This is a genomic window from Microbacterium sp. MM2322, from assembly GCF_964186585.1.
GTDB lineage: Bacteria > Actinomycetota > Actinomycetes > Actinomycetales > Microbacteriaceae > Microbacterium.
The window spans coordinates 410,176-430,392 of sequence record NZ_OZ075067.1; the positions used below are offsets into that span (position 1 = coordinate 410,176).

Sequence of the window (20,217 nt, forward strand, 5' to 3'; positions counted from 1 at the left end):
TCAGCCCTGCGCGCCTGCGGCGTTGACAGCGGCGATGAACTTCTGCGGGTCGCTGCCACCGGCGAGCATGTCGACGACCGCGACGTTCAGCGCATTGCCGACGTTCTGGCCGAGGACGGTGTCGAGCCACTGCGAGACGAACGGGGCGCTGTTGTACGCCTCGAGGATCTGCTGCAGGTACGGCTCGGTGACCGCCTTCTGCGCGACGGAGTTGACCGGCGGCGACTGGAACGCCTCGTAGTACTTCGTCTGCTGCTCGGAGCCCGCGATGAAGTTCAGGAAGTCGGCGCACTCCTTCGGTGCCTGCGCGGAGCAGGAGTAGCCGTCGACTCCGCCCATCATCGATCCGGGCTCGCCGTCGCCGCCCGAGATCTCGGGGAACGGGAACCAGGCGAGGTCGGGGAGGGGCTTCTCATCCGGCGTCAGCGACGCGATCACTCCCGGGTCCCACGCACCCATGAGCTCCATCGCGGCCTTGCGGTTGGCGACGAGGCCGGCGGAGCTGCCGGCGCCCTGCTGGGCGGCGGTCGTGAGGAAGCCCTCGTTGAACGGCGAGATGCCGTTGAAGTCGACGAGGTCTTGAGCTGCGCGCGTCCAGCACTCGTCGCTGAAGTCCTTCGAATCGCCGGTCGCCTCGATCACCTTCGGGCTGCACTCGCGGATGGCGAAGAAGTAGTACCAGTGCGCAGCGGGCCACGCGTCCTTCGCGCCGAGGGCGATGGGTGCGATGCCGGTGCCCTTCAGCGACTCGACGTCGCTCTTGAGGTCGTCGATCGTCGTGGGGGTGTCGGAGATGCCCGCCTTGTCGAAGGCGTCCTGGCTGTAGAAGAAGCCGCCCGGGAGCACCGAGAGCGGCATCGCCCAGACCTTGTCCTGGTAGGTCTCGGCCGCGAAGGAGCCTTCGGAGATCTCGCCGCGGACATCATCGGAGATGCGGTCCGTCAGGTCCATCAGCTGGCCGGCGTTGACCATCGCGGTCATCTTGCCGCCGCCGCGCTGGAGGAAGATGTCGGGCGGGTCGCCCGCGTTGAGAGCGGTCTGCAGCTTGCCGTCCATGTCCTCGTTCTGGACGGACTGCATCTTGATCGTGACGCCGGTGTTCTCCTTCTCGAAGGCCGCGATGGCGTCCTTCCAGAACTGCTGACCGGGGCCGGTGGTCGAGTTCTGCCACAGCGTCATCTCGACGTCGCCGCCGCCACTGCCGCCACCCGTGTCGCCCGAACATGCGCTGAGCGCGAGTGTCATCGCGGCGAATGCCGCGAGCCCCGCTGCGAACCGTCTGGTCCTCATGTGATCACCAATCTCCTCATTGAGTCGCACGCTCGGTCCTCGAGGTGCGGGTGGTCCCGGCGGTGCGTGCCGGGTCGGTCCCAGTGTCGGAATTGTTGTCGCTCACGTCAAACGTTTTCGAAAATGTTTTCCATGGGGCTACGCTTCGAGCCATGCGAAGGCGCACCACGATCCACGATGTCGCCGCGGCGGCGGGCGTTTCGGTCGCCACGGTGTCAAAAGCCGTCAACGGGCGCTACGGCGTCGCGCCCGCCACGGTGCAGCGCGTGCTCGCCGCGGTGCAGGACCTCGGCTACGAATCGAGCCTCGTCGCGAGCAGCATGCGCGCGCGCCGCACGGGCGTCGTCGGCGTCCTCGTGGCCGATTTCGAACCGTTCTCAGCCGAGGTGCTGAAGGGCGTGGGCGCCGCGCTCCGGGACTCCCGGCTCGACCTGCTCGCCTACAGCGGATCGCGGGCGGTCTCGAGCGACGGCTGGGAACGGCGCTCCCTGAGCCGCCTGAGCGGCACCCTCGTCGACGGCGTGATCATGGTCACCCCCACGGTCGTCAACGTCACGGCCGACGTGCCCGTCGTCGCGATCGATCCGCACACGGGCCCCGCCGACCTCCCGATGGTCGAGTCCGACAGCTTCGCGGGAGCCCGCCACGCCGTCGCCTATCTCGTCTCGCTCGGGCACCGCCGCATCGGGTTCGTCGCGGGCCGCCCCGACCTCCGCTCGTCGATGCTCCGCGAAGGCGGGTATCGCCGCGCCCTCGAGGACGCCCGCATCCCGTTCGACCCCGACCTCGTCGGCGTAGGGCGCTACGTCGAGGACATCGCCCGCGAGGCGGCTACTCGACTCCTGCGACGGCCCGACCGGCCGACGGCGGTGTTCGCCGCCAACGACATCTCCGCCCTCACGGTCATCCGGGTCGCGCACGAACACGGGCTCTCGGTGCCGGAGGATCTCTCCGTCGTCGGGTTCGACGACGTCCCGGATGCCTCCCAGTCGGTGCCCGCGCTGACGACCGTCCGCCAGCCCATGCAGCGCCTCGGCGCCGAGGCGGTCACGATGCTGCTCGAGTTCATGGGCGGCGGCATCCCCGCCGTGACGCACCTGCGGCTGCCGACGGCTCTCATCCCGCGGGCGACGACCGCGCCGCCCCGATCGGATTGAGGCATCCCTCACAGCACGCTCGGAGTGGTTCCCGCTAGCGTCGGACCATGTCCACTCCGCTCGATGAGCAGCAGATCACGGTGTCCGCCTCCTCACTTCGGACCATGCGCGACGAGTTTCAGCGGTTCCTCATGGAGTACCGGTTCGGGCTGCAGGAGATCGAGACGAAGATCTCGATCCTCCGCGAGGAATTCCACGAGATGCACGACTACAACCCGATCGAGCATGTCTCGAGTCGGGTGAAGTCGCCCGACAGCATCGTGGAGAAGATCCAGCGTCGCGGCATCGATCCCGCCTTCGACTCGGTGCGGGCGCACATCACCGACGTGGCCGGCATCCGCATCACCTGCAGTTTCGTGAACGACGTCTACCGCCTGTTCGACCTGCTGACCGCGCAGGACGACATCACCGTGCGCGAGGTCGAGGACTACATCGCGACCCCGAAGGGCAACGGCTACAAGAGCCTCCACGCGATCCTCGAGGTGCCCGTCTACCTCTCGACCGGGCGTGTCGACGTGCCCGTCGAGGTGCAGTTCCGGACGATCGCGATGGACTTCTGGGCGAGCCTCGAGCACAAGATCTATTACAAGTACGAGCGCCAGGTTCCCGACCACCTGCTGGGTCAGTTGAAGGATGCCGCCGATGCCGCCGCCGAGCTCGACGCCCGCATGACGCGCCTGCACCAGCAGATCCGCGGCGCTGCCTCCGCCGGACCGACGCACCTCGTCTGACCCCGCCGCCCCTCGTCTGGCGCCGCGGCGGCGCTTCCCCTGTCGCAATGTGCAGCCCACTGCGGCGTGTTGCGACAGGCGAAGGGGGGTGGGGGTTCGCCGGCGCCGGCGAAGGGTGCGCACAATGGGACGGTGACGGATGCCTCGACGACCACCGGCCTGCTGCGGGCGGCGCGCGAGCGTCTGGCGGGTTCGCCGCGCGAGCGGCTCGGGGAGTGGACGCAGGGGCGCCGCATCCTGGGCATCGGCCGGACGCCGCGGATCGTTCCGGTCGCGGACGCCTGGCACGTGGGCGCGCTGCTGATCGGTGACGACCGTGTCTTCGCGACCGGCGAGGTGCTCCGCGCGCGCCAGGATGCGATCCGCGGGTACACCGCCGAAGCGCAGCGCGCGCGCTTCGAACGCGCCAGCGCCGCCTTCCGAGGCGGTTTCGCCGAGGGCGAGGTGCTGCACCTGGGCTGGACCGAGATGGATGCCGCGGCCGTCGACCGCGGCGAGAGCACCGGCATCCTGTCTCTGGTGAACGGCGTGCCGCACGTGGCGTGGAGCGCGACCGGTCCGCCGAGGCCGCTCGCCGACTACCTCGACGACATGCTGTCGCTGCGCTGACCTGTCAAGGGCCCCGAGCCGCACACACCGCCTGGATAGTGTTGCCTTCCACCTATCTCGGGAGTTCGTATGCAGGTTTGGCCCGGTTCCGCTTACCCCTTGGGAGCGACCTTCGACGGCAACGGGACGAACTTCGCCCTGTTCAGCGAGTGCGCCGAGAAAGTCGAGCTCTGCCTGTTCGACGAGAGCGGCGAGGAGACGCGCGTCGAACTCATCGACGTCGACGCCTTCGTCTGGCACGCCTACCTGCCGTCGGTGCAGCCGGGGCAGCGCTACGGCTACCGCGTGCACGGGCCGTACGACCCTGAGAACGGTCAGCGGTTCAACCCGAACAAGCTCCTCCTCGACCCTTACGCGAAGGCCGTCGACGGTCAGGTCGAGTGGGACCAGTCGGTCTTCAGCTATACGTTCGGCGACCCCGACTCGACCAACGACGACGACTCGGCCGCGGCCATGATGAAGGGCGTCGTCGTCAACCCGTACTTCGACTGGCAGGGAGACCGCCAGCCGAAGACGCCGTACGCCGAGAGCGTCATCTACGAAGCCCACGTGAAGGGCCTCACGATGACGCACCCCGACATCCCCGAGGACATCCGCGGCACCTACAGCGCCATCGCGCACCCGGTGATCATCGAGCACCTCAAGAAGATCGGCGTCACGGCGCTCGAGCTCATGCCGGTGCACCAGTTCGTGAACGACTCGACGCTCCAGGAGAAGGACCTCTCCAACTACTGGGGCTACAACACGATCGCCTTCTTCGCGCCGCAGAACACCTACTCGGCAGCCGGCGGCGTCGGCCAGCAGGTGCAGGAGTTCAAGGCGATGGTGCGCGCGCTCCACGCCGCGGGCATCGAGGTCATCCTCGACGTCGTCTACAACCACACCGCCGAGGGCAACCACATGGGTCCGACGCTGTCGATGCGCGGCATCGACAACCTCGCCTACTACCGGCTCGAAGACGACGACAAGCGCTACTACACCGACTACACCGGCACCGGCAACAGCCTCAACGTCGGCAACCCGCACACGCTGCAGCTCATCATGGACTCGCTGCGCTACTGGGTGCTCGAAATGCACGTCGACGGCTTCCGCTTCGACCTCGCCTCGACCCTTGCGCGCGAGTTCTACGACGTCGACCGCCTGTCGGCGTTCTTCGAGCTCGTGCAGCAGGACCCGATCGTCAGCCAGGTCAAGCTGATCGCCGAGCCCTGGGACATCGGCCCCGGCGGCTACCAGGTCGGCAACTTCCCCCCGCAGTGGACGGAGTGGAACGGCAAGTACCGCGACACCGTCCGCGACTTCTGGCGCGGGGAGCCCGCGACGCTCGGCGAGTTCGCGCTGCGGCTCACCGGGTCGGCCGATCTCTACGAGCAGGACGGTCGGTGGCCGGTGGCATCCATCAACTTCGTCACCGCGCACGACGGTTTCACCCTCCGCGACCTCGTGTCGTACAACGAGAAGCACAACGAGGCCAACGGCGAGGACAACAACGACGGCGAATCGCACAACCGTTCGTACAACCACGGCGTCGAGGGACCGACCGACGACTCCGACATCCTGCGGGTGCGCGCACGTCAGCAGCGGAACTTCCTCGCGACGATGCTGCTGAGCCAGGGCGTGCCGATGATCTCGCACGGTGACGAGCTCGGTCGCACGCAGCACGGCAACAACAACGGCTACGCGCAGGACAACGAGCTCACCTGGATCGACTGGACCTCCATCGACCAGCCGCTCATCGAGTTCACCTCGGTGCTGTCCCGCCTCCGCCGCGACCACCCGACGTTCCGTCGTCGGCGTTTCTTCGACGGGCGACCGGTGCGCCGCGAAGAGGGGGCTCCGCTTCCCGACATCGCGTGGATCCGTCCGGACGGTTCGGCGATGCAGCCCGAGGACTGGGATTCCGGTTTCGGCCGCGCGGTGGGTGTCTTCCTCAACGGTGACGGCATCCGCGAACGCGACCGCCGCGGCGAGGAGATCCACGACCGCCACTTCTTCGTGTTCTTCAACGCGAGCGACGAGGCGATCGACTTCACCATCCCCACGGCCACCGCCAGCCCGCGCTGGGAGGTCATCGTCGACACGGCAGGCGGCGTCGACGAGATCCCCATCGTCGATCCCGGCGGCACGGTCACGGTCGGCGGCCGGGCGCTCGTCGTCCTGCGGGACCATGAGCAGGAGACGGTCGAAGTCGATTCTTCGGTCGCCGCATCCCTCTCCGCGATGACCGGGGCGATCGACGTCCCCGGACTGTCCCAGCAGAGCGAGCTCCCGCACTCATGACCGACGTCCAGAAGGCTCCGCGTTCCACGTATCGGCTGCAGATCCGGGCCGGATTCGACCTGGATGCCGCAGCCGAACTGACCGACTACCTGCGCGACCTGGGCGTGGACTGGGCTTACTTGTCCCCGATCCTCGCGGCGACGAGCGGGTCCGACCACGGCTACGACGTGGTCGACCCGACCGTCGTCGACCCGGAGCGCGGCGGCCCCGAGGGGCTGACGCGGTTCGCGGCGGCGGCCCGGGCGGCGGGGCTCGGCATCCTCATCGACATCGTCCCGAACCATCAGGGGGTCTCGGATCCGCGGGCGAACCCGTGGTGGTGGGACGTCCTCCGTCAGGGGCAGGCCTCGCCGCACGCGGCGGCGTTCGATGTGAACTGGGCGCTCGGTGGGCGGCTGCGTCTGCCGGTGCTGGGGTCGGAGCTCGACGCGGCGATCGAGGCGGGCGAGATCACGATCGACGCCGACGCGGGTGTCGTCCGGTACTTCGACCACGAGTTCCCGCTCGCAGAGGGGTCAGCCGGGGGCGACGTCCGCGACGTGCTCGACCGGCAGCATTACGAGCTGCTGTTCTGGCGCCGGGGCGACGCGGAGCTCAACTACCGGCGCTTCTTCGCCGTGACGACGCTCGCCGGCGTCCGGGTCGAGGACCCGGCCGTCTTCGAGGCGAGCCACGTCGAGATTGCGCGCTGGATCCGCGAAGGTCTCGCCGACGGGCTGCGGGTGGACCACCCGGACGGCCTCGCCGACCCGGGAGGCTACCTCGACCTGTTGGCGGATGCCACGGGCGGCGCGTACGTGCTCGTCGAGAAGATCCTCGAGCACGGCGAAGAGCTGCCCTCGTGGTGGGCGACCGAGGGCACGACCGGGTACGACGCGATGGCCGTCCTCGACCGCGTGCTCATCGACCCGGCCGGCGAGCAGGGACTGACCGCCCTCGACACGCAGCTGCGCGGCGGTCGGGATGCCGACTACGCCGACATGATGCACGAGGCCAAGCTGTCGTGGGCGACCGACGGTCTCCATGCCGAGGTGCTGCGCCTCGCCGCTCTCGTCCCCTCGGGCGAGCGTGGCGGAGCCTCCGACGAGCAGTGGCTCGACGCGCTCGCCGAGCTCCTCACGGTGTTCCCGGTCTACCGCGCCTACCTTCCGGCCGGTGCCGACCACCTCGATGACGCGGTAGCGCTGGCGTCCGCGCGGCGTCCCGAGCTCGCCGATGCGTTCGCTGCGATTGCGGCCCGCTTGGTCGCCGGACCCGAGAGCGAGTTCACGCGGCGCTTCATGCAGTCGACCGGTCCGGTCATGGCGAAGGGCGTCGAGGACACGACGTTCTACCGCTACACCCGGCTGGGCACGCTCACCGAGGTGGGCGGCGACCCGACGGAGTGGGCGGTCGACGTCGACGGGTTCCATGCGGCATCCGCTCATCGTCAGGCCTCGTGGCCGGCGGCGATGACGTCGCTGTCGACCCACGACACGAAGCGCAGTGAGGACGTCCGGACTCGGTTGTCGGTGCTCGCCGAGATCCCCGCCCGATGGTCCGAGGTGCTCGGCGAGCTTCGCGAGGTCGCGTCGACCGGTGACGGCCCGTTCGACAACCTGCTCTGGCAGGCGATCGTCGGCGCGTGGCCCGCGAGTCGCGAGCGGCTGCACGCGTACGCCGAGAAGGCGTCGCGCGAGGCCGGCAACAGCACGACGTGGTCTGACCCCGACGAGGCGTTCGAAGAGAAGATGCACGCCCTCGTCGACGCCGCCTTCGGCGACGCGCGCGCGATCGTCGAGGGCTTCGTCGACGAGATCACCCCGCTCGGCCGCGCCAACTCGCTGTCGCTCAAGCTGCTGCAGCTCGCGGGTCCCGGAGTTCCCGACGTCTACCAGGGCACCGAGCTGTGGGACCACTCGCTCGTCGACCCCGACAACCGTCGCGAGGTCGACTTCGCCGAGCGTCGCCGCCTGCTCGCTCGGCTCGACGAGGGGTGGATGCCGCCCGTCGACGCGTCAGGCGCGGCCAAGCTGCTCGTGGTGTCCCGGGCGCTGCGCGTGAAGCGAGACCATCCCGAGCTGTTCACGCGGTACACGCCGCTGACCGTTGTCGGGGAGGCCGCCGACCACGCGATCGCGTTCGACCGCGGCGGTGTCGTCGCCGTGGCGACGCGCCTGCCCACGGGACTCGCCGAGCGCGGCGGGTGGGGCGACACCGAGGTCCTGACGCATGTGGGCCCGACGGTCGACGTGCTGACCGGGCGCCGTTTCGACGGCGGGCGCCTCCGTCTCGCCGACCTGCTGGACACCTATCCCGTCGCGCTGCTCGCGCCGGCGGGCGTCATCGAGGGGAATGCATCGTGATCGAGGTCTGGGCTCCGCGTGTCGAACGGGTGCGGCTTCGTCGCCCCGGTCACGGCGATCTCGCGCTGACCGCGGCCGTGGACGGCTGGTGGCGCGCCGACGTCGCACTCCAGGACGGCGATGAGTACGGCTTCGTCCTCGGCGACGGCGACGATCTGCGTCCCGACCCGCGCTCGCGTCGTCAGCCCCGGGGCGTGCACGACGCGTCGGCGTGGTTCGACGCGGCATCCTTCGACTGGTCCGACGAGGCGTGGACCGGCCGCCAGCTCGCGGGCGGCCTGATCTACGAACTGCACCTGGGGACGTTCACCCCCGAGGGCACGCTGGATGCCGCGATCGCCCGGTTCGACCACCTGATCGACATCGGCGTGACGCACATCGAGCTGCTGCCGGTGAACGCGTTCAACGGAACCCACAACTGGGGCTATGACGGCGTCCTCTGGTACGCCGTGCAGGAGACCTACGGGGGCCCGGCGGCCTACCAGCGGTTCGTGGATGCCGCGCACGCGGCGGGCCTCGCCGTCATCCAGGACGTCGTTTACAACCACCTCGGACCGAGCGGCAACTATCTGCCGGAGTACGGCCCGTACCTGCGCGACGGCTCACGCAACACGTGGGGCGACAGCCTCAACCTCGACGAGGAGGCCGTCCGGTCCTTCATCGTCGAGAACGCGCTCATGTGGATGCGCGACTTCCACGTCGACGGACTCCGTCTCGACGCCGTGCACGCGCTGCACGAATCCGGCTCGCACCCCGTGCACATCCTGCAGGAGATCGCGGAGCGGACCGATGCGCTCAGCTCGCACGTCGGTCGGCCGCTGACGCTCATCGCCGAGAGCGACCTGAACGACCCGGTGATGTTCCTGCCGCGCGAAGCCGGCGGGTACGGTCTCGCGGCGCAGTGGTCGGACGACTGGCACCACGCCGTGCACGTGGCGCTGACCGAAGAAGCGGTCGGCTACTACGAGGACTTCGCCGACCCGGAGGCCCTGCCGAAGGTGTGGACCAAGGGGTTCTATCACGACGGCACGTTCTCGTCCTTCCGCGAGCGCGACCACGGCAAGCCGGTGCCCGACGAGTCGGCATCCTGGCGCCTCGTCACCTACGCGCAGGACCACGATCAGATCGGCAACCGTGCGGCGGGCGACCGTCTGACGGCGACGCTGTCGACCGACCGGCTGGCGATCGCGGCGGTGCTGACGCTGACCGCGCCGGGCACGCCCATGCTGTTCATGGGCGAGGAGTGGGGCGCGTCGACGCCGTGGCAGTTCTTCACCTCTCACCCCGAGCCCGAGCTCGCCGAGGCGACCGCCAAGGGCCGCATCGCGGAGTTCGTGAAGATGGGCTGGGACGAGAGCATCGTGCCGCATCCGAACGACCCCGAGACGTTCCAGCGGTCGAAGCTCGACTGGTCCGAGGTCTCGGAGGGCGATCACGCCCGCTTGCTCGACCTGTACCGGCGGCTCGCGCGACTGCGTCGTGAACGTCCCGAGCTGACGCATCCCGGCCCCGGCGGGCGGGATGCCGAGGTGGTGTCGTCGTCGTCCGGTCGCCGGTACGTGCTGCACCGCGGTGCCGCGCGGGTCGTCGTGAACCTGACGTCCGAGCCGTGGGAAGTCCCCGCCGGAGACGTCTGGATCGCATCGGTCGAGCCGACCCTCAGCGGCGACATCCTCGTGGTCGCGCCGGAGTCGGCGGTCGTCCTCGCCTGACCCCGCTCGCCTGAGCCGCGCGGCGAGGCCTCGGCGCAGACCTGTCAAGAGGTCGCCGCCGTGGCGGGGCGGGTCGTACCGTGGCCCGATGACGAGCTCCACCGCATCCCGTTCCTCGGACCTCACCCGCCAGATCGTCGTGATCTCGGCCGTGTCGTTCATGCTCATCGCCGCCCTGTTCGGGGCCGGCGTGCTCGGCGGGACTCCCGTGCAGGACGTGCAGAACGGCGCGCTCTCGGCGACGTCCACGGTGCTCGCCCCCGCCGCCCAGGCGTTCTCGATCTGGAGCGTCATCTACCTCTTCATGATCGCGTACACGATCTGGCAGGCCCTTCCGTCGCAGCGCGGCAGCGCCCGTCAGCGGAAGGTCGGGTACCCGATCGCCCTGACCGCCGTGCTCAACGGCTTCTGGCTGCTCGCCGCGCAGTACACGACGCTCCTCGTCACCGTTCTGACGATCGTCGCGCTGCTCGTCGCGCTCGGGTGGGCCATCCGCATCCTCGTCCTGAACCCGCCCCGCACGTTCGCGGAGACCTTCTTCACCGACATCACCGTCGGGTTGCACCTCGGCTGGGTCACGCTCGCCACGGTCGCGAACGTGACCGCCTGGCTCACCGCCGAGGTCGCCCCGACGTCGTGGGGTGAGGCCGCCACCGTGTGGGGCATCGCCGTCATCGTCGTGGTGGTCCTGATCGCCGCCTCGAGCGCCATCGGCACGCGCGGTCGTCTCGCACCCGCACTCGCCTCCGCCTGGGGTCTGCTGTGGATCGGCATCGGCCGGTTCGCGACCGAGCCCCAGTCCACCCCGATCGCGATCGTGGCCTGGGTCGCCGCGGCGATCGTCGTCATCGTGCCGCTCGTCCTCTGGGCCCGCGGCCGCCGCGGCGAACTCGCTATCGCCCGCAGCTGAGCGCGGAGGCGGTCAGAAGGACGCGGCGAAGCGTCGCAGCAACCGCTGCGGTTCGTCGAGATCCGCGGCGAGCACGCGCGCGGCGACGAGGTCGTACTCGTCGGCGTCGAAGTAGCCGTGGTTGCGGTAGATCGTCATCCGCTCGGTGAACGCGACGCCAGTCGGTTCGGGGTGGAACTGCGTCGCGTACAGCCGGTCGCCCAGTCGATAGGCCTGCACGGGGCAGTCCTCGTTCGTCGCGAGCAGGACGGCTCCCTCGGGCAGCCGCTCGATACCCTCCTTGTGCGCCGTCAGCGCGGTGAACTCCGGATCGAGCGCTCCGAACAGCGGATCCTGACGGCCGTCCTCGGTGAGACGGATGCCGGTGGGCCCCGTGTCCTCAGGGTGATCCCGCGTGACCTCGCCGCCGAGGGCCCGAGAGGCGACGCCGATGCCGAAGCACGTGAACAGCGCGGTCGTGCGCCCCGCGGCTGCGGCCTCGGCGACCGAGCCGAGACCCGCCTCGATCCGGAATTGCTCCGGGGGCTTGGCATCTTCGGGGTCGGTCGTGTTGAAAGGGCTCCCGCCGACCACGAATCCCCGCCAACGCGTGAATGCGTCGGCGGGGAGGTCATCCTCGACGAGGTTCCACCGCTCGAGGCCGCGTTCGCCGACACCCATGGCCTGATGGAACGACGCGTACTCGCCGTCCGCGGCATCCACCTGCGGGCGAACGCACAGGTAGACGAGCGGAGCCATCCCTCGAGTCTAAATGCCCGATCGGAGGCTGAACGCCGCGTGTCAGCGTGAGGAGTTGGACGTGCGCCCCCGCACGATGCCCACGAACGTGTCGACGAGCTCGCTCGCGCCCTCGAGCGGCCACGCGAGCGCGACGACGGATGCTGGGGCTCCGACGAGGGGCCGGAACGTGACGTCTTTGCGGTGGTGCAGTCGCGCGAGCGACATCGGCACGATGACGATCCCGACGCCGGTGGCGACCGTCTCGACCGCGTCGCCCGTGGTCTCGGGTGCCGCGAACCGAGGCGACTCGGTGCCTGCCACGTCGAACGACAGCACGTCGTCGCGCGGCACGATGCGGACCTCGCCCGCGAGGTCGTCCAGGGTGAGTTCGTCGGCTGCGGTCAGGTGCGAGTCCGCGGAGCAGACGACGACCGGCGTCTCCTCGTACAGCGGGATCACGTTGAGGCCGTCGCGGTCGAGCGGCAGGCGAACGATCGCGGCATCGACCTCGCCGCGCGTGACGGCGTCGCGCTGATCGGCCACGATGAGGGGGACGAGGTCGAGGGCGATCCGCGGCATCCGCGTCTTCCACGTGTCGATCCACTTGCCCGGCGTTGCGCCGGGGATCGCCCCCAGGCGGAACGGCCCGTACGACGGGGTGGGTGCCGCGGGGGTGGGCTTCGGCTTCTGCGCGGGCTTCGGCTTCGGTTTCGCGGCACCGGTGCGGGATCGGGCGGGGGCGGGACGGCCGCCCTTGCGCTGGGGTCCGCCGCGTGTCGCCATGCCTGTCAGCGTAGCCGCGCCGCGCGGCTCAGCAGGCGCCCCACCGGCCGGCGCGGGCTTCTCGAGCGGCGGACTCGGCGTCGGCGAACTGCGCCGAATAGCGGGTGTTGGGTGGGATGCGGAGGCCCTCGGCGTGACCTTCGGTGACCAGGGTCTCGTTGATGAAGACCCCGTCAGCTGTCCAGAGGTAGCGCAGCTCGCGGTCGTATCGGTCGCGCAGTTCCCGGTCGGCCGTCGCCCAGATGCGATCCCCCTCGGGGGCGAGCTCGCGGAGGCGTGCGGTCGCGGCATCCGCCCCGCACTCGGGTTCGGGACGGGCTTCGGGAGTATCGATGCCGATCAGACGGACGCGGATCTTCTCGCCACCCGCACGCGCGACGAGGGTGTCGCCGTCGACGACCCGGTCCACCGTGTACGCGACAGCTCCCGCCGGAACGCCATCGTCACGCGGGGATTCGCGAAGAGCGGATGCCGCCGCCCACACCCCGGCGAGCAGTATGGCACCGACGAATCCGGCGATGACAGCACGGGACGATCGGCGCGGCGTGGTCATCCGCCGAGGCTAACGGCAGGCACGGACGTCACCCCGGACAGGGGTGAACGCGGGTCAGGCGGCGAGCCGCAGTCCGCGGCGGTCGGTGGCGACGCGCTCCCCATCGGGGATGCTCTCGTCGTCGCCGATCAGGGATTCGCTCGCGACCCGCGCGCCAGCGCCGACGAAGCACCGCACGCCGATCTTCGCGCCGGCGCCGATCGACGCTCCCGCTCCGATGTGCGCGTGCGGGGCGATCTCGACGTTGGGGCCGATGATGGCATCCGGTTCGATCCAGACGCCGCGGCCGATGCGAGCGCCTGCCGCGATCTGTGCCCGGGGTTCTACGTAGCTGCCTGCGTCAACGATCGCGCTCGGGTGCACTTTGGCCCCATTCGCGATCAAGCCACGTCCGTTCGCGTGCTTGCGGTAACGCAGCGTCTCGCCTCGGTCGTTCTCGATGTCGATGTAGTTCTTGCCCACGGAAATCCTCCTTGGCGGATACAACGTCCCACAAGGCATTTCATTCCCATCCCGGACCTGAAATCACGGGGTTGACCGCGGCTGGGTAACCTGATTCGGTGACAGCGCACGCAGACCCGATCGACCCCGCCGCCCCCGAGACGGGACCGTCCCTCGTCTTCGAGCAGAAGGCTGCCGCACACTCGTGGCTGGATGACCTCGTCGGGCTCGCGACGGGCACCTTCACCGTGTCGCTCGGGCTGTTCCTGCTGCACCTCAGCACGGCCGTGACGGGCGGCACCGCGGGGCTGTCGCTGCTGCTGAACTACGCGCTCGACTGGCCGTTCTGGGCGCTCTTCGCCGTCGTGAACCTGCCGTTTGGTGCGCTCGCCGTGTGGAAGCGCGGGTGGAACTTCGCCCTCCGCACCCTCGTCTGCATCGCCGGGGTCTCTGGCTTCTCCGTCCTCATCGAGCACCTGTTCATCGTCGAGAGCATCGACCCGATCTTCGGCACCGTCGCCGGAAACCTGCTCGCCGGCATCGGGCTTCTCATCGTGTTCCGGCACGGGGCGAGCCTCGGCGGGATCAATGTCGTCGCCCTCGTCATCCAGGATGCGACCGGTATCCGTGTGGGGTGGACCATGATGGTCTTCGATGTCCTCGTCATTCTTCTCGCTCTTCTCGTGGTCCCTTGGCAGTTCGTCGTGCTCAGCGCGGCCGGTGCCGTCGTGCTGAACCTGGTGCTCGCCCTCAACCACCGGCCCGGCCGGTACATCGGCCACTGATGGTCGACATCGGAGGGGTGCGCCTGTCGGGGCGGATGATCTGCGCGAACGCAGACGAAGCGGATGCCGTGCGTCGCCACCTCGACGCGCACATCGAGCGAACCCGCGCCGAGCGGGGCTGCCTGCTCTTCGAGATCACGCCGCTCGGCGGCGGTCACGCGTGGTCGGTCGAGGAGCTCTGGACGGATGCCCCGGCGTTCCGCGAGCACCAGCGTCGCGCCGCCGACAGCGAGTGGGGACGCGCGACGGCGGGCATCGAACGCCGCTACCGCGTCGAAGGGCTCCCGCCGGAGGAGTGATCGGTCAGAGCCGGTTCGTCACGGCTGGCAGACCGGGCACCAGAACACGATCCGTTCACTGGTAGCGCGAGCGCCGAGCTCGGACCCCTGGATGAGGGTGCCGCACCGACGGCACGGCTTGCCACCGCGGCCGTAGACCCACGTCTGCTTGCCCGGCCGGCTGTCGCCCGTGAACGTCCGGCCCTGCCGGTCGCGGTTTGCGCGGATCATCCGCGTGCCGGTCTCGATGATGCCGGGTACGTCGACGTCCCGTGCGAGCGCGGTGGGACGGATGCCGCGGACGAACAGCAGCTCGTTCGCGTACTCGTTGCCGAACCCGGCGACGTTCCGCTGGTCGAGGAGCGCGACGTGGATGGCGCGCTCGTCCGCCGCGACGTTCGCGATCGCCGTCTCCGGGTCCCAGTCGTCGGCGAGTGGATCGGGACCGAGATGGCCGACGACGCGGTCCTCGTCGGCGGTCGGGAGGACCTCGACCATCGCGAGTTCGAAGCCGACGGCATCCGCGGGTCTGGTGCCGACGATCGCGCGGGCCTGGAACGCCGGGGCGCGCCACTTCTGGCCGGGCAGGTAGACGTGCCAGCGGCCCTCCATCTTGAGGTGGGAGTGCAGGGTCTGCGAACCGATGCGCATGAGGAGGTGCTTGCCGCGGGGGACGACCTCGTGGACGGTCTCGCCGCGGAGGTCGACGGTGGCGCTCCGCGGAACGCGCACCTCGAAGCGGGTGACCTCGTGGCCCGCGAGCGCTTCGTGGAGCTTCCGCGCGGCACGGAAGACGGTGTCGCCCTCAGGCATCGGTCGCCTCTGGCTCAGGCATGGGTCGCCTCCGGCTCAGGCATCGGTCGCCTCCGGCTCAGGCATTCTGGGGCGCCCTCGCTCCGCGACGGAGGGTGAGGCCCTTGGGCGATTCGACGAAGCCGGCGTCGCGGAGCGCGCGGCCGGCCGCCGTCGTGTAGACGAACGCGCCGCTCACCTGCTCGATCGTGAGAGTGTCGAGCCCGCGCGTGCGGGAGGTCTCGACGAGGCTCCGCGCGGCGGCGCCGAGCACGTCCTCGTCGTCGGTGAAGGCGAGGGCGGTGCGCCCGCCGCGCTCGAGGTAGAGCACGAGCGTGCCGTCGACGAGGACGACGAGTCCGCCGGCCTTGCGACCGGGCCGATGGTTCACGCCCTCGATCGAGGGCCAGTTCAGTGCCGCGCCGTACGGGTTGGCAGGGTCGGTGGCGGCGAGCGTGCGCGCCGTCAGCGGGGCAGGTTCCGAGACCGAGGCGAATTCGCGGAGCCGGTCGACGGTCGCCGAGGTGGCGAACTGTGCGGCGCCCAGCTTCTCGACGAAGTACCCGCGCCGGCAGTGCCCGGCATCCTCGAATCCGGCGAGGATCCGGTAGACCTGCGCGAACCCACCCGGCACGCCCTCGGACTGCACCGATCCGCGCGTCACCACGCCGTAACGCTCGAGCAGGAGGCCCGCTGTCGCGGTCGCCCGGAGCGTCGCGTCGTCATCCGGTGTCGGCAGCAGCGACCAGCGTCCGCCGACCATCGCAGGCCGCTGCGGTGCGGGGCGGGTGGGTGCGGCGATCGGCGTGCCGCGGAACATGCGCGAGCGCGGGGTGCGCCGGGTGACGCGGTGCGCTTGCGATCCGCCGCCGAGGAGCCCGCGGACGGGCGCGAAGGTGTCGTTCGTGACCCGCCCCGACCACGTCAGGTTCCAGAGCGCCTCGATGACGGACTGCTCATTGGGGGAGGCGACCATCCCGGCGAGTTGCCCGGCGAAGTACGCGCCGCCGGCGCCGAGCGCATCGAGGATCGACTGCTCGAACGGTGTGGGCTCGTCTTCGGGGGTCTGCAGGGTGAGGGTCGCGGCATCCGCGGGGTGCAGGGCGATCCAGCCGTCGCGGCCAGGGAGCGACCCGTGTCCCGACCAGAGGACCTCGCCCGTCGCGGTCAGTTCGTCGAGGAGAGCGGGGGAGTAGTCCCGCACGCGGGACGGCAGGATGAGCGACTCCCAGGCGCTGGCGGGTAGCGGGACCCCGGCGAGCTGCTCGACGACGGCGAGGACCCCGTCGACGCCCTCGAGGGGGCGGGTGAGGTGCTGCCAGACCGGCAGGAAGCGTCCCAGGGCCTCGGGTTCGACGGGCTCGACACTGCCGCGGATCGCGGCGAGCGACCGCATCCGGATGCGTCGCAGCACCTCGCTGTCGCACCACTCGAGGTCGTCGGAGTGGGTGGAATCCGCGGGCAGGAAGAAGCCGCTCGCGAGCCGTCCCTGCGCTTCGAGCCGCTGCAGCGTCTGGCGTGCGACGGCGCCGCCGACGCCGAGGCGGCTCGCCACGTCGGACGTCCGGAAGGGACCATGGGTGCGGGCATACCGGGCGACGAGGTCGGCGAGCGGATCTGCGACCGGCTCGAGGAAGGCCGTCGGGATGCCGACCGGCAACGCCGCCCCGAGGGCATCGCGCAGGCGGCCCGCGTCCTCGATCCCCGCGATGCGGGCGGCACCGCCGAACGTCACGCGGATGGCGCGGCGGGCGTCGAGGAGCTCGTCCAGCAGGGCAGCGGCATCCGTTTCGGTCGCGGCCGGCGCCGGGGCCTCGGTGTCGGTCGACGCGCCTTCGAGCCGTTCGGCGACCTCGACGGCCGACAGGGGCCCGAGCAGGCGCAGCAGATCGGCGACGCCTTCGACTCCGCGCACGCGCCGTGTCGGGTCGAGACGTTGCAACTCGCGCTCGTACTGCTCGATGACGCCGGGATCGAGCAGCTCGCGCATCTCGATTTTGCCGAGGAGCTCGCTCAGGAGGGAGGGATCTACCGACAGGGCGGCGGCCCGACGCTCGGCGAGGGGAGAGTCGCCCTCGTACATGAACGCGCCGACATATCCGAAGAGGAGGTCTCGCGCGTAGGGCGAGGGGGAGCTCGTCGTCGTCTCGACGAGACGGATGCGGCGGTCCGCGATGCTCCGGGTGATGCGCAGGAGCGCGGGCAGGTCGTAGACGTCCTGCAGCACCTCGCGCAGGGTCTCGAGGATGATCGGGAAGGTCGGGTGCTCCTTCGCGACCTCGAGCAGCTGCGCGGATCGCTGCCGCTGCTGCCAGAGCGGCGATCGCTTGTTCGGGTTGAGGCGAGGGAGGAGCAGCGCGCGGGCCGCGCACTCGCGGAACCGCGACGCGAACAGCGCCGACCCGCCGACCTCCGAGGTGACGAGCTGCTCGAGCTCGTCGGCGTCGAAGACGAAGAGCTCTGCTCCGGGTGGCTCGGCGTCGGTGTCGGGCACCCGGGCGATGATGCCGTCGTCGCTCGCGACCGCTGCTCCCTCGACGCCGAGGCGCTCGCGGATCCGCGCGTTGACCGCCAACGCCCACGGCGCGTGCACGTGCATGCCGTACGGGGAATGAAGGATGACCCGCCAGTCGCCGACCTCGTCGCGCGAGCGCTCGACGGTCAGGGTCTTGTCGGTCGGGAGGCTCCCGGTCGCCTCGCGTTGCTCGCCGATATAGGCGAGCAGGTTGCCGATCGCATTGTCGTCGAGTCCGGATTCGCGGAGGCGCGCGATCGCCTTCTCGGGCTTCGCCGTCGACAGTTCGCGGGAGAACTTGCCGAGTGCCTCGCCGAGTTCGGCGGGTCGGCCGAGTCCGTCGCCGTGCCAGAACGGCAGCTTGCCGGGCTGGCCGTAGGCGGGTAGGACGTTGACGCGGTCGTGGGTGATCTCGACGATCCGCCAACTCGTCGTGCCGAGGGTGAAGACGTCGCCGACGCGCGACTCGTAGACCATCTCCTCGTCGAGCTCGCCGACGCGGGCGTTTCGCGCCTCGCCCGAGATGAACACGCCGAACAGGCCGCGGTCGGGGATGGTGCCGCCGCTCGTGACCGCGATGCGCTGCGCGCCGGGTCGGCCGGTGATGGTTCCGGCATCCCGATCCCACACGACGCGGGGCCGCAGTTCGGCGAACGCGTCGGACGGGTACCTTCCGGCCAGCAGGTCGAGCGTCGCCTCGTACGCAGAGCGGGGGAGCGAGCGGAACGGGGCCGAGCGCTTCACCGTCTCGAACCACCCCTCGACGTCGAGGACGGCCACGGCGGAGGCGGCGATCGTGTGCTGGGCGAGGATGTCGAGCGGGTTCTGCGGCACCGAGATCGCCTCGATCTGCCCCGCCAGCATCCGCTCGGTCACGACGGCGGTGTGCAGCACGTCGCCCCGGTGCTTGGGGAAGAGCGCGGCTCGACTGACCTCGCCGACCTGGTGACCGGCGCGGCCGACGCGCTGCAGACCGGATGCCGCCGAGGGCGGCGCTTCGACCTGGATGACCAGGTCGACGGCGCCCATATCGATGCCGAGCTCGAGGCTGCTCGTCGCGACGACGCAGCGGAGGACGCCGGACTTCAGTTCGTCCTCGACCTGCGCACGCTGCTCCTTCGAGACCGAGCCGTGGTGCGCCTTCGCGAGAATCGCCGCGACCCCCGCCGACGAGCCCGCCTGCGCCATCATGGCGGCGGGAACGGTCTGGTCGGGCACGTCGATTCCGACGCGCTCGGCGTAGATCTCGTTGAGCCGCCCGGTCAGCCGCTCGGCGAGGCGGCGCGAGTTCGAGAACACGATCGTGGAGCGGTGGGCGAGGATGCGGTCGACGATCGCCTCTTCGACGTGCGGCCAGACCGAACCCGTCATCTCGGATGACTGCGGCGGCGTGTACCAGTTGCCGCCGTCGCCGTCATCGTCGTCGGGATCGACGGCGACCGGCTGCTCCGCCTCGGTTGCGCCCGGCGGCGGGGGCGGGTTGGTGAGGTCGTCGATCGGAACGACGACCGAGAGGTCGAACGCCTTCGTGGCCTTCGGTGCGACGATGTCGACGGGCGCGGCGCCGCCGAGGAAGCGGGCGACCTCGTCGATCGGCCGGACCGTCGCCGACAGGCCGATGCGCTGTGCCGGGGTGTCGAGCAGGGCGTCGAGGCGCTCGAGGCTGACGGCCAGGTGCGCGCCGCGTTTGGTCGCGGCGACCGCGTGGACCTCGTCGACGATGACGGTGTGGATGCCGCGCAGCGTCTCGGCCGCCTGCGAGGTCAGCATCAGATAGAGCGACTCGGGCGTCGTGATGAGGATGTCGGGAGGGTCGGCGAGAAGACGCCGCCGGTCACCGGAGGGAGTGTCTCCCGAGCGGACCCCGACCGTTACGTCGGGCGCCGGAATCCCGAGCCGGCGGGCGGACTGCCCGATGCCGACCAGCGGCGAACGGAGGTTGCGCTCGACGTCGACGCCGAGCGCCTTCAGCGGCGAGATGTAAAGGACGCGCGTGCGGGGGGAGGCGGCATCCGGTCGCTTCTTCTTCCCGCGCGCGGGCTTGTCGCCCTCGGCGGGAGGCGCCTCGGCGACCCGGTCGCGGAAGATCCGGTCGAGCGCCCAGAGGAAGGCCGACAGGGTCTTGCCCGACCCGGTCGGCGCAACGACGAGGGCGTGCTTTCCGGCGGAGATCGCCTGCCACGCCCCGGACTGCGCCGCAGTCGGAGCATGGAAGGCGCCACGGAACCAGTCCTGCGTCGCAGGGCTGAACCGCTCGAGGACGTCCGCCACCCTCTTATCATCGCGCGGACCGCCGACATCGGGCCGGGGCTTGCG

General features: G+C 70.2%; 16 protein-coding genes. 9 read left to right on the plus strand and 7 right to left on the minus strand.

From position 1 onward, the window contains the following. Positions 1–1,290, minus strand: a complete 1,290-nt coding sequence (locus tag ABQ271_RS02005; RefSeq protein WP_349309882.1) for an extracellular solute-binding protein — start codon at positions 1,288–1,290, stop codon at positions 1–3. A 95-nt stretch (positions 1,291–1,385) separates the two neighbouring features. Here ABQ271_RS02005 and ABQ271_RS02010 point away from each other — a divergent pair, with 95 nt between their 5' ends. The 7 genes from ABQ271_RS02010 to ABQ271_RS02040 all read left to right on the plus strand — a co-directional run bounded on the left by ABQ271_RS02010 (position 1,386) and on the right by ABQ271_RS02040 (position 11,034). Beyond that, the gene (locus tag ABQ271_RS02010) at positions 1,386–2,447 is read left to right on the plus strand and encodes a LacI family DNA-binding transcriptional regulator (RefSeq protein ID WP_349309883.1); all 1,062 of its coding nucleotides are present in this window, start codon (positions 1,386–1,388) and stop codon (positions 2,445–2,447) included. A 47-nt stretch (positions 2,448–2,494) separates the two neighbouring features. Beyond that, positions 2,495–3,178, plus strand: coding sequence for a GTP pyrophosphokinase family protein (locus ABQ271_RS02015; RefSeq protein ID WP_349309884.1), 684 nt, complete (start codon positions 2,495–2,497; stop codon positions 3,176–3,178). Between the two features lie 132 nt (positions 3,179–3,310). Then, a complete protein-coding gene (locus tag ABQ271_RS02020; RefSeq protein WP_349309885.1) occupies positions 3,311–3,787 on the plus strand; it encodes a glutaminase in 477 nt (158 codons plus the stop codon). 69 nt (positions 3,788–3,856) lie between these two features. Continuing rightward, a complete protein-coding gene (gene glgX / locus ABQ271_RS02025) occupies positions 3,857–6,067 on the plus strand; it encodes a glycogen debranching protein GlgX (protein WP_349309886.1) in 2,211 nt (736 codons plus the stop codon). Further along, positions 6,064–8,412 (plus strand): malto-oligosyltrehalose synthase, encoded by a 2,349-nt coding sequence (gene treY, locus ABQ271_RS02030; RefSeq protein WP_349309887.1) that lies wholly within the window; start codon positions 6,064–6,066, stop codon positions 8,410–8,412. The genes glgX and treY overlap by 4 nt, the downstream gene beginning before the upstream one ends. Continuing rightward, positions 8,409–10,124 (plus strand): malto-oligosyltrehalose trehalohydrolase, encoded by a 1,716-nt coding sequence (treZ, locus tag ABQ271_RS02035; protein WP_349309888.1) that lies wholly within the window; start codon positions 8,409–8,411, stop codon positions 10,122–10,124. The genes treY and treZ overlap by 4 nt, the downstream gene beginning before the upstream one ends. An 88-nt stretch (positions 10,125–10,212) precedes the next feature. Next, the gene (locus ABQ271_RS02040; protein WP_349309889.1) at positions 10,213–11,034 is read left to right on the plus strand and encodes a tryptophan-rich sensory protein; all 822 of its coding nucleotides are present in this window, start codon (positions 10,213–10,215) and stop codon (positions 11,032–11,034) included. Between the two features lie 12 nt (positions 11,035–11,046). Here the strand turns inward: ABQ271_RS02040 and ABQ271_RS02045 are convergent, their stop codons facing one another. From ABQ271_RS02045 to ABQ271_RS02060, 4 genes are read right to left on the minus strand one after another with little or no spacing between them, the layout of a single operon-like run. Beyond that, the gene (locus ABQ271_RS02045; protein ID WP_349309890.1) at positions 11,047–11,772 is read right to left on the minus strand and encodes a glutamine amidotransferase-related protein; all 726 of its coding nucleotides are present in this window, start codon (positions 11,770–11,772) and stop codon (positions 11,047–11,049) included. 42 nt (positions 11,773–11,814) lie between these two features. Next, positions 11,815–12,537, minus strand: a complete 723-nt coding sequence (locus ABQ271_RS02050) for a LysR family substrate-binding domain-containing protein (protein WP_349309891.1) — start codon at positions 12,535–12,537, stop codon at positions 11,815–11,817. A gap of 28 nt (positions 12,538–12,565) precedes the next feature. Next, positions 12,566–13,090, minus strand: coding sequence for a thermonuclease family protein (locus ABQ271_RS02055; protein WP_349309892.1), 525 nt, complete (start codon positions 13,088–13,090; stop codon positions 12,566–12,568). Between the two features lie 54 nt (positions 13,091–13,144). Continuing rightward, complete coding sequence (locus ABQ271_RS02060; protein WP_036310536.1) at positions 13,145–13,552, minus strand: transferase; 408 nt, start codon at positions 13,550–13,552, stop codon at positions 13,145–13,147. A 98-nt stretch (positions 13,553–13,650) separates the two neighbouring features. Between ABQ271_RS02060 and ABQ271_RS02065 the strand changes: the two genes are divergently transcribed. Next, positions 13,651–14,316: a YitT family protein gene (locus ABQ271_RS02065; protein ID WP_349309893.1), complete on the plus strand. Its 666-nt coding sequence runs from the start codon at positions 13,651–13,653 to the stop codon at positions 14,314–14,316. Beyond that, positions 14,316–14,615: an antibiotic biosynthesis monooxygenase gene (locus ABQ271_RS02070; RefSeq protein ID WP_349309894.1), complete on the plus strand. Its 300-nt coding sequence runs from the start codon at positions 14,316–14,318 to the stop codon at positions 14,613–14,615. Before ABQ271_RS02065 ends, ABQ271_RS02070 begins: the two co-directional genes overlap by 1 nt. Before the next feature lie 18 nt (positions 14,616–14,633). Here ABQ271_RS02070 and ABQ271_RS02075 read toward each other — a convergent pair whose 3' ends face one another. Together ABQ271_RS02075 and ABQ271_RS02080 are read right to left on the minus strand one after the other, a co-directional pair. Then, the gene (locus ABQ271_RS02075) at positions 14,634–15,407 is read right to left on the minus strand and encodes a DNA-formamidopyrimidine glycosylase family protein (RefSeq protein WP_349309895.1); all 774 of its coding nucleotides are present in this window, start codon (positions 15,405–15,407) and stop codon (positions 14,634–14,636) included. A 58-nt stretch (positions 15,408–15,465) separates the two neighbouring features. Then, positions 15,466–20,172, minus strand: a complete 4,707-nt coding sequence (locus tag ABQ271_RS02080; protein WP_349309896.1) for an ATP-dependent helicase — start codon at positions 20,170–20,172, stop codon at positions 15,466–15,468. Positions 20,173–20,217 lie beyond the last annotated feature (45 nt).